Source organism: Halorubrum sp. SD612 (assembly GCF_002135005.1).
In genome coordinates, this window is the sequence record NZ_NEWI01000079.1 from 1 (window position 1) to 14,647 (window position 14,647).

Here is a 14,647-nt window from a genome sequence, read left to right on the forward strand (position 1 = left end):
TTGATCCCGAATCGAGCGCCTTGGGGACGGTTCGCTCGAAAGCGTCATCGCTTCGAGCGAACCTCGAACACTCGCTGAAAGAAGCCGTTTACAACCTTCTCTCGTGGGTTCGAGACAACGATGATCGTAGCGTCGACGACCTGATGGAAGAGATTGATCACCTCTTCGTTCACTCAACAGCCGACGCTAACGTTCAAAGCTGAGTTCCGTACTTGAAAAATCTATATCCCCGTCATCGCCCTCGCCGAAGCCATGACGCACCGAGACGCGCGGCGACGGTTCCTGACGGCGAGCGGCGGACTCGCGACGCTGGCACTCGCCGGTTGCCTCGGCGACGGCGGGACGGGTGACCGAGGCGGCATGGATGACGGCAGCGGGATGGACGGCGACGGTGCGATGAACGGTGACGGCGGGGCGGACGACGATGAGGCGATGGACGGCGACGGCGGAACGGACGACGACGAGACGGGTGACGACGGGATGGCGGAGTCCGCCACCGTGCGAGTGCGGATCGAGAACGTCGCGTCCCCGGACTTCTATCCCGCCGAGACGCCGACGGACGGCGCCGTCTGGATCACGCCGGGCGCGTACGCCGTCCACGAGGGAGAGAACCCGGTCTACGAACTCGGCGAGTCGGCCTCGATCGGCCTCGAAGGGCTCGCGGAGGCGGGTCCGCCGACCGGCTTCGAGGGGGCAGACGGGCTCGTCGACGAACTGGAGGCGTCGTCGGTCGTCGCCCACTCGGGGGTGTACGCGCCGGCCGACACCGTCGCGGACCCGAACGACCCGACTGGCGAGGTTCCGGGGGCACCGCCGATCGCGCCCGGCGGCGCGTTCGAGTTCGAGGTCGACGTCTCGCCCGGCCACCGGCTCTCGTTCGCCTCGATGTTCGTCCCCTCGAACGACGTGTTCGTCTCGACGGAGGAGGCGGGGATCGTGCTCTGGCCGGAGGACGGCGACCCGGTCGACGGCGACGTCACCGACGCCGCGGCGCTGTTCGACGCGGGGACGGAGCCGAACGCGGAGCCGCCCGGAAGGGGCCCGGACCAAGCCCCGGCGCAGGAGGCGCCGGACCAAGGCGCGGACGAGGGCGGCGTCGTGCGTCGACTGCGCGAGGTCGACGACGGCCATGAGTACCCGGCGGTCGGGGACGTAGTTCAAGTGACCGTAACCCCGACGTAAAGTATGATCAACGGTCCCAAACGCCGAGACGCGCTGCTGGCGGCGGCTGCCGGCGCCGCCGCGGTCGCGGGGTCGTACCTCGCGACGGGATGGACGCCCTCGTTCGTCGTGCGGCCGGTCGACCAGGCGATCGTCAACCTGACTCCGGGGCCGGTCGTGACGTTCGCGATCGCGACGTTCGGCGACGCCGGCCACCTGATCCACATCGGGATGGCGGTCGCGGCCGTCGCGGGGCTGTTCGGCGCGGTCGCGTTCGCGGGCCTCCGGGTCGCCGCGCGCACAGAGCGACGGGCGACCGCGGCGGCCGCGGCGGGCGGCGGGGCGTGGCTCCTCGCGGCGGCGCTGACCGGCGTCTCGATCGGGGCGCTGGGCGCGGCGCTCCCCGCGGCGGCGGTCGCCGGGGTCGGCTGGCTCCCGCCGAGCGCCGACGGCCCCGCGTCTCCGTCCCCGTCGGACTCTGCGCCGGACGACGCTTCCGACCGGGAGGGAATCGCCGCGGACGGAAGTCGGCTACCCGCCGGCGTCGACGCGGTGCGTCGTCGGACGCTCGGCGTCGTCGCGGGGGCGCTCGGGTTCGTCGTCGCGGCGGCCGGCGGCCGGCGGCTGTCCGCCGCGGGCGACGATCCCCTCCCGGACGCCCCGCGGTCCGAGGGCGCCGCAGTCCGACTCCAGGAGCTCGACGCGGCGGGGCTGGCGTTCGAGAGCGACGACCTCCACGACATGGTGAGTCCGATCGGCGAGTTCTACAACGTCGACATCGCGGAGTTCGACCCGGAGGTCACCGCCGCCGAGTGGTCGCTGACGTTCACCGGCGAGACCGAGACCGACCGGACGGTCACCTTCGACGAGCTGGTCGACCGGCCGGTCGAACACCGCGCGATCACGCTGCGGTGCGTCGGCGAGGACCTGAACGGGCGGAAGCTGGACAACGCCGTCTGGACCGGAACGCCGATCCGGCCCCTGATCGAATCCGTCGACCCGCAGGGCGAGTGCGACTGCGCGATGCTGCGCGGCGAGGACGGCTACTACGTCCAGTTCCCGGTCGACGTGCTCGCCGAGGGGTTCCTCGCGTGGGGGATGAACGGGAAAGAACTCCCCTCCGGTCACGGCCACCCGGTCCGGGTGCTGATCCCGGGCCACTGGGGCGAGACGAACGTGAAGTGGCTCTCGGAGATCGAGCTCCTCAGCGTCGAGGACGACGGCTACTGGGAGGAGCGCGGTTGGGAAGGGACCGGCGAGGTGAAGACGGTCGCCAAGCTCTGGGACGAGGGGATCACCGAACTCGGCGACGGGCGAGTCGAACTGGCCGGCCACGCCTACGCCGGGACCCGCGGGGTCGAGCGCGTCGAGGTGTCGACCGACGGCGGCGACTCGTGGACGGACGCCGCCCTCTCCGACGCGCTGCCCGACGCGGACGTCTGGCGGCAGTGGCGCCACGTCTTCGAGCCCGACGGGGAACACGAGGTCGTCGTCCGCGCCACCGACGGGACGGGGGCCCTCCAGTCGGGCGAGGAGTCGGGCTCCGTCCCGAGCGGCGCGTCGGGGTGGGTCCGGCGGACGGTCGGCTGACGTGGCCGCCGCGCTCGGTGCGCTCGCCGGGACCGACCCGGGGCGAAACGACTTTCATCACATACCGGACACACCAGTACGTCAGATGGAGAAGGCCCTGTGGTACCTGTTCGTCGCGAGCCGCGGTGGCGCCAACAGGGTCCGGATCGTCCGGCGGCTCCGCGACCGCCCGCGGAACGCGAACGAGCTCGCGGAGGCGCTGGACGTCGACTACAACACGATCACACACCACCTCGACATGCTGAAAGACCACGACGTCGTCGAGCCGAGCGACCACGACTACGGGAAGCTGTACTTCCTGACCGACCGCTTCGAGCGCCACGCGGAGATGTTCGAGGAGATCACCGGGGAGGTGAACGCGGAATGAACCCCGCGTCGCCGACCGGCGTCGCCGTGCTGATCGCGGTCGTCAACAGCGCCCTGCTGGCGGTGCTGGGTTCGGTCTGGCTCCGCAACTACCGCGAGTTCGGGTCGACGCTGCTGCTCGGGCTGGTCGGGTTCAGCGGCGTGCTCCTGATCGAGAACCTCGTCTCGGTCGCCTTCTTCTTCGCGATGCGGACGCTGTACGCGATGGACCCGCTCGTGGGGCGGGTGGTCCTCGTGATGAGCGTGCTGGAACTGCTCGCGGTGTCGCTACTGACCTACGCGACGGTCAGGTGACCGGGGCGGCGGTGAGTTGACGAGGCGACCGCGTCCCCGCGAGCGGGGAGCGCGGCGGCTCACGAGAGCTGGTCGCCGACGATCCGGTCGGCCGCGGCGAGGAACGCGTCGCGCTCGTCGATGGGGATCGTCGCGCCCGCGGCCACGTCGTGCCCCCCGCCGTCGCCGCCGACCGACCGGCTCGCCTCGCGCATCACCGCGGAGAGGTCGAGCCCCTTGCGGACGAGCGCGTGCGAGCCGCGCGAGGACACCTTCAGCTCCTCGGCGCTCTCCTCGGCGAAGGCGATCACCGGCTTCGATCGGTCGACCGCGGGGGAGCCGACCGCCATCCCTGCGACGATGCCGACGATGGTCTCGCGGATGCGCGACCCCGCGTCGAACCACTGGAGGTGCTCCTCGTGGGTGACGCCCTCGTTTTTGACCCACTGGAGCCCCTCGGAGAGGTTCTGTCGGTGGGTGCGGAGGAGCCGGCGCGCCTCCGCGAGCGCGTCGCCGCGGTCGCCGAGACACACCGCGAGCCCGACGTCGCCGCGCTCGTAGCGCGCGGTCGCGTTGAGCAGCGTGGAGAACTCGCTGACGTCGCGAAGCTCGGTGCCTGGCTCCTCGTCGGTCAGGGTGTAGGCGGTGCCGACGAGCGCCTCGATCCGCTCGGAGGGGACACCGGAGGCGACCGCGCGGCGCATCAGCGCGGAGGCGAGCCGCTGGCGCTCTTCCGCGTCGAGGTCGACCCAGCGGCGCCACTCCCCGTCGCGTTTCACGTCGAGGTCGAGGTCGGTGAGGAAGGAGATGGCCCCCGCCTCGTCGTTCGAGATCCCCGGGATGTCCACGTCGGAGGCGTACTCCAGCAGCTTCGGGAGCGGGCGGGTCTGTCTGCCGTACAGGTCGAGATCGGTCTGCGCGTCGAGGACGCCGGCGTCGACACCGTCAGCGACGATCGACTCGTTGGCGCCGACGAGCCCGTCCGCCGAGTCCTGCATGTCGCCGACCGCGCCGACGACGGCGAGCCCGGCGAGGTCGCGGTTGTCGCCGTCGGGCCCCTCCAGCGCGCGGGCGAGGAGGTAGCTCGCGCCGGCACCCGACAGCTCGCTCGCGCCGTCGATCCCCTCCAAGAGGGGGTTGAGGTGGTACCGCGTGTCGCGGTCGGCGGGCTGGTGGTGGTCAGCGATGACGGGGACGAAGTCGCCGCGGTCCTCGTGGTCGGCGATGGCGTCGAGCTGGCCGGAGCCGAAGTCGGTGAACAGCACCACGTCGAACTCGCGGGCGGCGATTCCGGCGATCGAGTCGGCGTCCAACTGCTTCTCGAAGACGACCTCGTGGTCGATCCCCGCACGGGCGAGCCCGGTGGACGCGACCGCGGCGCTCGTGATCCCGTCGGCGTCGATGTGGGACGCGAGCAACACCCGGTCGGCCTCGCGCAGCCGGTCGGCGCAGTCGGTCGCGCGGTCGGCGAGGTCGGGGACTGGGACGGCGACTGCCATTACCACCGGTTGGCGCCCGACCGGTCATAAACGCACGCTTCGGGCGCGGAACGACGCGACGGCGACGGCGGCGGCGCCCAGCGGCGCCGCCCGGCGGACGCGGCGCCGAAGGGGCATCAATTGCCGTAACTGACAGTTATAGATGTATGTGGTCGTATGAGCAACAAACATGACACGTGGGTTTTCGACCCGGAGTCTCCACGCCGGCGCCGAGCCCGACGCGGCGACCGGCGCCCGCGCCACGCCGATCCACCAGACGACCTCGTACGTTTTCGACGACGCGGACACGGCGGCGGAGCTGTACGCGCTCCGGGCGGAGGGCCACGTCTACTCCCGGCTCTCGAACCCGACGGTGAACGTCTTAGAAGAGCGGCTCGCCGACCTCGCCGGCGGGTCGGACGCGGTCGCGACCGGCTCGGGGATGGCCGCGTTCGACGCGATAACGACCGTCCTCGCGAGCGCGGGCGACAACGTCGTCGCCAGCTCCGAGATGTACGGCGGGACCGCGACGTACCTCACGAGCATCGCGAACCGCCGCGGGATCGAGGCGCGGCTCGTCGACGCGCTGGACTACGACGCGTACGCGGACGCGGTCGACGACGACACCGCGTTCGTCCACGTCGAGACGCTCGCGAACCCCTCGCTCGTCACGCCCGACTTCGAGCGGCTCGCCGAGATCGCCCACGAGAACGCGGTGCCGCTCGTCGTCGACAACACGTTCGCGACGCCGTACTGCTGTCGGCCGTTCGAGCACGGCGCCGACGTGGTCTGGGAGTCGACGACGAAGTGGATCACGGGCAACGGCACCACCGTCGGCGGCGTCGTGATCGACGGCGGGCAGTTCCCGTGGGACCACCCCGACGCCGACTACGCCGAGCTCGACGGCGAATCGCCCGCGTACCCGATCGACTTCGTCGAGCAGTTCGGCGACGCCGCGTTCGCGAACGTCGCCCGCCAGCGCGGCGTGCGGCCGACCGGCGGCCAGCAGTCGCCCTTCGACGCGTGGCAGACGATCCAGGGGCTGAACACGCTCCCCTTGCGAATGGATCGCCACTGCGAGAACGCGCGGCGGGTGGCCGAGTTCCTCCGCGGCGACGACCGCGTCGACTGGGTGACGTACCCCGGCTTCGAGGACCACGAGAGCCACGGCAACGCCGCGGAGTACCTCGACGGCTTCGGCGGGATGGTCACCTTCGGCGTCGACAGCGGGTACGAGGCCGCAAAGACCTTCTGCGAGTCGGTCGACCTGACGAGTTTCCTCGCGAACATCGGCGACGCGAAGACGCTCGTCATCCACCCCGCCTCGACCACCCACGCGCAGATGGACGAGGACGAGCAGCGGCTCGCGGGCGTCTACCCCGAGATGCTCCGGCTCTCGGTGGGGATCGAGGACCCCGACGACGTGATCGCCGACCTCGACGCGGGACTGGCCGCGGGCGAGCACGTCGCGGCGGGCCGGACCGAGGAGGAGCGGGCCGCGGACGAGGGGGCGGACCGATGAGCGCCGTCCCGACCGACCACGGCGTCGCCTCGCTCGGCGAGTTCACCTTCGAGTGCGGGCAGTCGGTCCCCGACTTCGAGGTCGCCTACGAGACGCACGGCGAGTTCGACGGCGACAACGTCGTGCTCGTCTGCCACGCGCTCACCGGGAGCCAGAACGTCGCGCGCTCCCCCGAGCCGGAGCGGGACGCGGAGACCACCGGGGTCGGGCAGGCCGGGCAGGCCCGGGCGTGGTGGGACGACGTCGTCGGCCCGGGGAAGGCGATCGACACGACCGAGTACTACGTCGTCTGCGCGAACGTCCCGGGCTCCTGTTACGGGACGACCGGCCCCGCCAGCGAGCGACCCGCGGACCTCGGCCTGCGCGAGGAGCCCGACCACGACCGCTGGGGGACCGCGTTCCCGCCGGTCCAAGTTGAGGACTGGGCGCGCGCACAGCGCCGCCTGCTCGACCACCTCGGCGTGGGGCGGCTCCGGGCGGTCGTTGGCGGCAGCGTCGGCGGGATGAACGCCTTGGAGTGGGCGAAGCGGTACCCGGACGACGTCGACCGCGTGGTCGCGATCGCGACGGCCGGACGCCTCGACGCGCAGTGTCTCGCGCTCGACGCGGTGGCGCGCCGGGCGATCCGCGCCGACAAGGACTGGAACGGCGGCGACTACTACGGCGACGACCGGCCGGCCCCGACCGAGGGGCTCGCGATCGCCCGCCAGATCGGCCACATTATGTACCTCTCGAAGGCGTCGATGGAGCGGAAGTTCGGGCGCCGGTCGGCCGGCCGCGACTCCCTGACGCGCGAGGACGGGGACCTCGGGCTGCCGCCGGAGCCGACGGCCGGGTTCTTCCCGTACCGCGAGGTCGAGTCGTACCTCGACTACCAGGCGGAGGGGTTCGGCGACCGCTTCGACGCGAACAGCTACCTCTATCTGACGCGCGCGATGGACGAGTACGACCTCGCCGCCGGCCACGGGACCGACGCCGACGCCCTCGCCGCGTTCGAGGGCGAGACGCTGCTGATGAGCTTCACCGCCGACTGGCATTTCACGGTCGAGCAGTCGGCGTCGTTGGGCGACGCCTTCCGCGAGGCCGGGGTGCCGGTCGCCCACCACGTGGTCGACTCCGACCACGGCCACGACGCGTTCCTCGTCGAGCCGGAACACGTCGGCCCGCCGGTCCGAGACTTCCTCGCCGACGGCGTCGACGGCCGCGCCGTCTCCGACGAGGACGGCGACGACGGCGACGACCCGCGGCCAGACTCTAACCACGCGCCGGTCCACGCGAGCCTGTTTCGGGGGTGAAGAGTCACGATCAATCATGATAACGTTCATAGTTCCAGACCGCGTGAGGTGAGAGGTATGCCAGGCGGACACGCGCAGACCCTGCGACCGTTCATGTGGCGCGCCGAGCGACTGTACCCCGACACCGAGATCGTCTCGCGGACGCACGAGGGGCGGACGCGGCACACGTATGCCGAGTACGCCGACCGGACGGCCCGGCTCGCGAACGCCTTAGACGACCACGGGATCGAGCGCGGCGACCGCGTCGCGACGTTCTGTTGGAACCACACGCGGCACTTCGAGACGTACTTCGGCGTCCCGAACACGGGCGCGCAGCTCCACACGATCAACCCGCTGCTGCCCGACGAGCACATCCAGTACATCGTCGACGACGCCCAAGACGAGATCATCTTCGTCGACCCGTCGCTCGCCGAGAAGATCGCGGGCGCTGCGGAGGGGGCGGAAGAGTTCGACGGCGTCGACTTCGTCGCGATGGGCTCGGAGGGCATCGACGCGCTCAACGCGCCCGCCTACGAGGAGTTCATCGCGGACCACTCGACCGAGTACGACTGGCCGGACCTCGACGGCGACCAGCCCGCCGGCCTCTGTTACACCTCCGGCACGACGGGGAAGCCGAAGGGCGTCGAGTACACCCACTCGATGCTATGGAGCCACACGATGGCCTCCCAGACCCCGCAGGGGATCCCGATGGAGGACTCTGACGTGGTGATGCCCGTCGTTCCCATGTTCCACGTCAACGCGTGGGGGATGCCGTTCACCGCCGCCGCCGCGGGCGCGAAGCACGTCTACCCCGGTCCATCGCCGGACCCCGCGGACCTCGCGGCGCTGATCGAAGAGGAGGGCGTGACCATCTCCGCGGGCGTGCCGACGGTGTGGCTCGGCCTCCGCGAGTACATCGAGGGGGGTAACGAGGTAGACCTCTCGACGCTCGACACCGTGATCATCGGCGGCGCGGCCGCGCCGAAGGCACTGGTCGAGTGGTACGACGAGCGCGACGTGGAGGTGCTCCACGCGTGGGGGATGACGGAGCTGTCGCCGATCGGCACCGTCTCGCATCTCAAAGATGACCTTCGCGACGCCGAGTACGAGACGCAGGTGAACAAGCGCTCGAAGCAGGGGCTCGTCGCTCCCGGCCTGGAGTTCGAGGTCATCGACGAGGACGGCGAGGAGATCCCGTGGGACGGCGAGGCGTTCGGTGAGCTCCGGATCCGCGGCCCGTGGGTCACGAAGGAGTACTTCAAGCGCCCCGAGGCGAACGAGGAGGAGTTCGTCGACGGCTGGCTGAAGACCGGCGACGTGGTCACCGTCGACGAGGACGGCTACATGCAGCTCGTCGACCGGACGAAGGACGTGATCAAGTCCGGCGGCGAGTGGATCTCCAGCGTCGAGCTGGAGAACGCGATCATGGCCTACGACGGCGTCAGCGAGGCGGCCGTCGTCGGCGTGCCCCACGAGCGCTGGCAGGAGCGCCCCGTGGCGTTCATCGTCGTGGCCGAGGGCGTCGACCGCGACGAGCTCGTCGAGCGGATCGAGACCGGGCTCCGCGAGGAGTACCCCAAGTGGTGGGTCCCGGACGCGGTGGAGTTCATCGACGAGGTTCCCAAGACCGCCACCGGGAAGTTCTCGAAGAAGGACCTCCGGGAGCAGTACGGCGACCAGTCGCTCGTCGAGGGGGCCGTCCCGGAAGACGACGCGCCCGAGCAGGAGTAGTCGAGCCGAGCGGGTAGCCGGTCGCTCGGCGGGCTTTCAGTCGTCGCGGTCGCCGACGACCCACTTGTGCGAGTAGCTCTCGCCGCAGGTACAGTGAGCGTACGCGTGGACCACGTCGCCCTCGGCGTAGAGGCCGCCGACCTCCTCGTTTTGCGCCTCGGCGAACGCGAAGATGAACTGGATGTCGTGGTCGGCTTCGGGATCCTCGCTCGCGTCGTCCGCGTCCGGGCCGTCCGCGAACGGACACGCGCCGTCGTCGAGCGAGCGCGCGATCTCGCCCTCCGCGGCCATCGCCGTCTTCGCGAACTCCATCGCGCCCATGCCCGTGCCGGCCTGGAACGCCGACCGCCCGGTCTCGCCGTCGAGGATCAGCCGCACGCCGCCGGCGGTCTCGGTGCCGACCTCGCGCAGCCGGGAGTCGTCGTCGAGGTACGCGTCGCTCAGGTAGAAGACCACGTCGTCGAGCCGCTCGCCCGCGAGGAACTCGTCGAGGTTGCTCATGCCGCCCGGAGGCGCGTGAGCGGTAAAAGGTGTGCGTGTCGCCTCGAGCGGAACCGGCTCCGGTCGCGGGCGATCGCGGAGCGGCGATCCGCCGAGCATATAATAGATCGTGTGGAATCGGGGTAACTGTTAATACGCACCACGGAGATCCGTCGCGTAATGAGCACGCAGAACAGATCCGACGACCGGCTCGCGGAGTGGGCACAGCTGGTCGACGAGGACGTTCCGGAGGAGCTCCGAGAGGAGCGTTCCGTCGACGGATAACTTTCACCCCGCTTCGCGAAGGCTTTAGACCGACGGCGGCGAAGCACCGCCGATGGCGACCGAGGCCGCCGGGATCGACAGACCCCTGCTCGTCGACGACTTCCTCCAGCGGCGCCGCTACCAGCTCCAGCTGGCGGACGCCGCCGCCGACAAACACACGCTGGTCTGTCTCCCGACCGGCCTCGGCAAGACGACGGTCAGCCTGCTCGTCACCGTCGAGCGCCTCCACGAGGCGGGCGGGAAGGCGCTCTTCTTGGCCCCCACGAAGCCCCTCGTCCAGCAGCACGCGGACTTCTACCGCGAGGCGCTTGAGATTCCGGACGACGAGATCGTCGTGTTCACCGGCGACGTGAAGCCCGACGACCGCGCCGCGCTCTGGGACGACGCGCGCATCGCGATCGCGACGCCGCAGGTCGTCGAGAACGACCTCGTCGGTAACCGGATCTCGCTGCGCGACGTGACCCACCTCACCTTCGACGAGTGCCACCGCGCGACCGGCGACTACGCGTACGTCTACATCGCGGAGCGGTACCACGTCGACGCGACCGACCCCCTCGTCACCGGGATGTCGGCCTCGCCGGGCGGCGACACCGAGGAGATCGAGACGGTCTGCGAGAACCTCGGGCTCGTCAACGTCGAGGTGATGACCGAGGAGGACGCCGATGTCGACGAGTACACTCACGACACCGATGTCGGGTGGGAGCAGGTGACGCTCCCGGACGAGGTCTTGGAGATCCGGGACGCGCTCAACGAGGTGATCACGGACCGGCTGGAGAAGCTGAAACAACTCGGCGTGACGAACACGACGAACCCCGACCTCTCGCAGAAGGACCTCAACAAGATGCGGGGGCAGCTGAAACAGATGATGGACAACGACCAGTCGGAGGGGTACAAGGGGATGTCCACCCACGCCGAGGTGATGAAGCTCCGGCGCGCGACCGAGCTTGTCGAGACGCAGTCCGTCGAGTCCGTGCGTCGCTACTTCGAGCGCCAGCGCGAGGCCGCCCGATCGTCGGGCGCGTCGAAGGCGAGCCAGCGCATGGTCGCGGACCCCAAAGTGAGAGAAGCGATGCGGAAGGCGGAGTCGTTCGACGGGCTCCACCCGAAGTTCTCGAAGGCCCGCATCCTCCTTGCGGAGACGCTCGGGATCAACGAGGGCGAGCGCGCTATCTTGTTCACCGAGTCCCGGGACACCGCCGAGGCGCTCGTGGAGTTCCTCTCCGCCAGCTTCGACGTACGCAAGTTCGTCGGACAGGGCGACAAGGACGGCTCCGACGGGATGAGCCAGAAACAGCAACAGGAGACGCTCGACGAGTTCAAGATGGGCGAGTTCGAAGTACTCGTCTCCACCTCGGTCGCGGAGGAGGGCCTCGACGTGCCCGAGGTCGACCTCGTCTGCTTCTACGAGCCGGTCCCCACTGCGATCCGCTCGATCCAGCGCAAGGGGCGGACGGGCCGGCAGGCCGAGGGAAAGGTCGCCGTCCTGATGGCCGAGGACACCCGCGACGAGGCGTTCTTCTGGATCTCACGGCGCCGCGAAAAGAAGATGGCCAGCCAGCTCGCCGAGCTGAAGGAGGCCACCGACGACATCGAGGAGTCAGTCGGCGACGAGGGACAGGCGGGCCTCGACGCGTTCGCCGGCGGGTCCGCGAGCGAGGGCGACTCTGGCGAAGGCGGCTCGGGCGATGACCAGGGTGAGGCTGAGGGCGAAGTCGGTGGTGACGATGAAGGCGAGATCGGCGGTGACGACGAGGGCGACGCCGGCCTCACCGACTTCGCTGCGGAAGCGCGGGAGGGAGAAGACGACGTGGACGACGTGGAGGCCGAGGCTGACGGAGAGACGGAGGTCGAGGGAGAGACGGACGCAGGCGACGACGGCGTCGTCGCCACCGCCGGCGTCGACGAGGGCGTCGAGGTCGTCGTCGACCAGCGCGAGCTCGACTCCTCGATCGCGAAGGACCTCTCGACGCGCGACGGCCTCGTCACCCGGCTGGAGACGCTCGCGGTCGGCGACTACGTCCTCTCGGACCGCGTCGCGGTCGAGCGCAAGTCGGCGGCCGACTTCGTCGACTCGATGCTCGATTCCGACCGGTCGATGTTCGAGCAGGTGGGCGAGCTCTCGCGGGCGTACGCTCGCCCCGTCATGGTCGTCGAAGGGACGAACCTCTACGGCCAGCGCGATATCGACCCGAACGCGATCCGCGGCGCGCTCGCGTCGCTCGCGGTCGACTTCGACGTGAGCGTCCTCCGCACCGAGGGCGAGGAGGACACCACCGAGCTGCTCGCGACGATCGCCAAGCGGGAGCAGGAGACGCGCGACCGCGAGGTGAGCGTCCACGGCGAGAAGACGACGAAGACCCGCGCGGAACAGCAGGAGTACGTCGTCTCCTCGATCGCCGACATCGGGCCCGTGACGGCGCGGACGCTGCTGGAACACTTCGGCACCGTCGAGGCCGTGATGACCGCGCCCGAAGACGACTTACTGGACGTCGACGGCGTCGGCCCGGTGACCGCGGAGCGCATCCGCGAGGTCGTCGAGACCGAGTACGAGTGAGGCCGGACCGGCCGCGGAGTTAGTCGAACCCGCTCACCAGCGTCACCACCCACTGCCCGAGGTCGTACTCCGACCGGACCTCCACGGGCGTCACCCATTTCACCCACTGGAAACCCCGGCGGTCGGGCGCGACCAGTCGGGCGGGCGCGCCGTGCCCGTGGCTCAGCCGCTCTCCGCCCACATGCGTCGCGAGCAGCGCGTCCTCGGCCTCGTCGAGGGGGAGACTCCAGCGGTAGCCGGTGACGGACGTGAACCGGACGTAGGCCGCGTCGTCGTCGATATCTCCGGCCGCGTCGAGCAGGTCGTCGACGCGGATCCCGCCCCACTCCTGGACCGTGTACCAGCCGCTCGTACAGTCGAGCAGCGCCTCCGTCTCGTGACCCGCCGCCAGCTCGTCGGCGGTCAGTTCGACGGCGTCGCTCACGAGGCCGTCGACCGCCAGCCGGTACGCGTCGCGGTCGATCGGGTCGGGGTCGTCGGCGACCCACGAGGTGATCGGGAAGGCGCCGTTTCCGTCGCCCTCGCGGGGCTGCGAGCCGGTGAACCGCCGGTCTGCCCCGGCCGTGTCGAGCGCGTCGTTGATCCCCTGCTGGAGGCGGTAGGTCGTGCCGCCGGCCGCGAGCAGCGCGAAGTAGGTGACTGCGGTCCGACGGCGCTCGAAGTCGACGCGCCGAGGCGGGCGGAACCGGGTGGCGGCGTGCGCGGCCACGAGCGGGACGAGCGCGAGCCCGAACCCGACATGAACGGAGAGGAGCGTCCAGTAGGAGAGCCGCACGTCGAGGCCGAACACCCACATGGTGCCGGTCGCGAGCGCGCCGACCGCGGCGACGAGCGTCAGGACGGAGAGCGCGGTCGACCGCCGCCACAGGTTCGGGTCGGTGAGCCGACGCCGGACGCGGGCGAGCTTCCACCCGAGCAGCGCGACGATGCCGACGCCGAGCGCGCGGTGGAGCCAGAACAGCGGCCACCCTTCCGGGACGCCGACGGTGAAGGAGACCAGCCCGGTGGCCGCCTCGGCGACGACGAACGCGAACAGCGACCAGTCGACCGCGCGCGGCGGCGGCTCCAAGCGGTCGAGCGCGGTTCGGAGTCGGTCCGTCGCGGCCATCTACGCGTGCTATGTGCTAGCGAGACAAAAGGATACAGCCCGCGGAGAATCGCCGTGCTCGCTACAGCTCGTACACCTCGCCGTCGACCGCGAGCGGCTCCTCGAACGCCTCGTCGGCGGGGTAGTAGTGGGCGAGGTGGACGAGTCGCGTCCGGTCGGGCTCGAGCTCGTCCGCGAGCGCGAGCGCCCCCTCCCGGGTCATGTGCTTCGTGCCGAACGTGCGGGCGACGCCGTCCGGCCCCTCGTGTCGGCCGCCGATCGGGTGGTGTTCACAGAGCGAGGCGGGGACGATGGCGTCGGCGAGGAGGAGGTCCGCGCCGGCGAGCGCCTCGCGGGAGCGTTCGGGAACGTCGTAGCTGGTGTCGCCCGTGAGCGAGAGTTTCGCGCCGGTCACCGGATCTCGGACGACGACCCCGTAACAGACGAGCGGCGGGTGGTCGACCGGGACGAACCGCACCTCGAAACCGCAGGTCTCGAAGGGGTCGAAGGGGTCGCGGGCGTGGACGCCGATCCGGTCTTCGAGGTAGTCGTACTTGTCTCGGATCGTCTCCGCGACGCTCTCGTCGGTCGCTGGGTCGGTCTCCGCTGGCGCGTGGACCGGCAGCCCGTCGACGAGCCGGTAGACGTTCCCCAGCCCGTCGAGGTGGTCGAAGTGGATGTGCGTCACGAGGCCGGCGTCCGGCAGCGGGACGTCGGCCGCGAGGAACTGCTGTCTGAAGTCGGGGCTGAAGTCGACGAGCAGCGACTCGCCGGTCCGCTCGTTGGCGACGTGGACGGAGAAGCGCGACCGCGACACCCCGCGCTCGCGGGCCCGTTCGCAGGTGT

The 14,647-nt window shown here is 70.4% G+C and carries 12 protein-coding genes and 1 pseudogene; 9 read left to right on the forward strand and 4 right to left on the reverse strand.

All coding sequences use genetic code 11. The features are described from left to right. The 5 genes and pseudogenes from B9G38_RS10120 to B9G38_RS10140 all read left to right on the forward strand — a co-directional run. Positions 1–203: pseudogene (locus B9G38_RS10120) on the forward strand (IS701 family transposase); the annotation flags it as partial. A gap of 49 nt (positions 204–252) precedes the next feature. Next, positions 253–1,182 (forward strand): spondin domain-containing protein, encoded by a 930-nt coding sequence (locus B9G38_RS10125; RefSeq protein WP_086220292.1) that lies wholly within the window; start codon positions 253–255, stop codon positions 1,180–1,182. Positions 1,183–1,185: 3 nt separating this feature from the next. After that, positions 1,186–2,751 (forward strand): molybdopterin-dependent oxidoreductase, encoded by a 1,566-nt coding sequence (locus B9G38_RS10130; protein WP_086220293.1) that lies wholly within the window; start codon positions 1,186–1,188, stop codon positions 2,749–2,751. An 85-nt stretch (positions 2,752–2,836) separates the two neighbouring features. Continuing rightward, positions 2,837–3,118, forward strand: a complete 282-nt coding sequence (locus B9G38_RS10135; protein WP_086220294.1) for a winged helix-turn-helix domain-containing protein — start codon at positions 2,837–2,839, stop codon at positions 3,116–3,118. Beyond that, a complete protein-coding gene (locus B9G38_RS10140; protein ID WP_086220295.1) occupies positions 3,115–3,411 on the forward strand; it encodes a hypothetical protein in 297 nt (98 codons plus the stop codon). The genes B9G38_RS10135 and B9G38_RS10140 overlap by 4 nt, the downstream gene beginning before the upstream one ends. 59 nt (positions 3,412–3,470) lie before the next feature. Here B9G38_RS10140 and B9G38_RS10145 read toward each other — a convergent pair whose 3' ends face one another. After that, a complete protein-coding gene (locus tag B9G38_RS10145; protein ID WP_086220296.1) occupies positions 3,471–4,889 on the reverse strand; it encodes a DHH family phosphoesterase in 1,419 nt (472 codons plus the stop codon). Positions 4,890–5,058: 169 nt separating this feature from the next. Between B9G38_RS10145 and B9G38_RS10150 the strand changes: the two genes are divergently transcribed. Genes B9G38_RS10150 through B9G38_RS10160 form a run of 3 tightly spaced genes read left to right on the forward strand, consistent with a single transcriptional unit; the run spans position 5,059 to position 9,395 of the window. After that, the gene (locus tag B9G38_RS10150; protein WP_086220297.1) at positions 5,059–6,390 is read left to right on the forward strand and encodes an O-acetylhomoserine aminocarboxypropyltransferase/cysteine synthase family protein; all 1,332 of its coding nucleotides are present in this window, start codon (positions 5,059–5,061) and stop codon (positions 6,388–6,390) included. Continuing rightward, positions 6,387–7,685, forward strand: coding sequence for a homoserine O-acetyltransferase (gene metX, locus B9G38_RS10155; protein ID WP_086220298.1), 1,299 nt, complete (start codon positions 6,387–6,389; stop codon positions 7,683–7,685). The genes B9G38_RS10150 and metX overlap by 4 nt, the downstream gene beginning before the upstream one ends. Before the next feature lie 57 nt (positions 7,686–7,742). Then, positions 7,743–9,395: a long-chain fatty acid--CoA ligase gene (locus tag B9G38_RS10160; RefSeq protein WP_049932669.1), complete on the forward strand. Its 1,653-nt coding sequence runs from the start codon at positions 7,743–7,745 to the stop codon at positions 9,393–9,395. Between the two features lie 36 nt (positions 9,396–9,431). Here the strand turns inward: B9G38_RS10160 and B9G38_RS10165 are convergent, their stop codons facing one another. Then, positions 9,432–9,896 carry a DUF5807 family protein gene (locus tag B9G38_RS10165; RefSeq protein ID WP_049932670.1) on the reverse strand — a complete coding sequence of 155 codons (465 nt, stop codon included), beginning with the start codon at positions 9,894–9,896 and terminating at the stop codon, positions 9,432–9,434. A gap of 316 nt (positions 9,897–10,212) precedes the next feature. On the opposite strand from B9G38_RS10165, the gene B9G38_RS10170 reads away from it, so the two are divergent. Further along, positions 10,213–12,714, forward strand: coding sequence for a DEAD/DEAH box helicase (locus B9G38_RS10170; protein WP_086220299.1), 2,502 nt, complete (start codon positions 10,213–10,215; stop codon positions 12,712–12,714). 19 nt (positions 12,715–12,733) lie between these two features. On the opposite strand, the gene B9G38_RS10175 is transcribed toward B9G38_RS10170, so the two are convergent. Together B9G38_RS10175 and B9G38_RS10180 are read right to left on the reverse strand one after the other, a co-directional pair. Beyond that, complete coding sequence (locus B9G38_RS10175; protein ID WP_086220300.1) at positions 12,734–13,822, reverse strand: molybdopterin-dependent oxidoreductase; 1,089 nt, start codon at positions 13,820–13,822, stop codon at positions 12,734–12,736. Positions 13,823–13,883: 61 nt separating this feature from the next. Further along, positions 13,884–14,647: MBL fold metallo-hydrolase (locus B9G38_RS10180; protein WP_086220301.1), on the reverse strand; the 764-nt coding region annotated here is incomplete at its 5' end.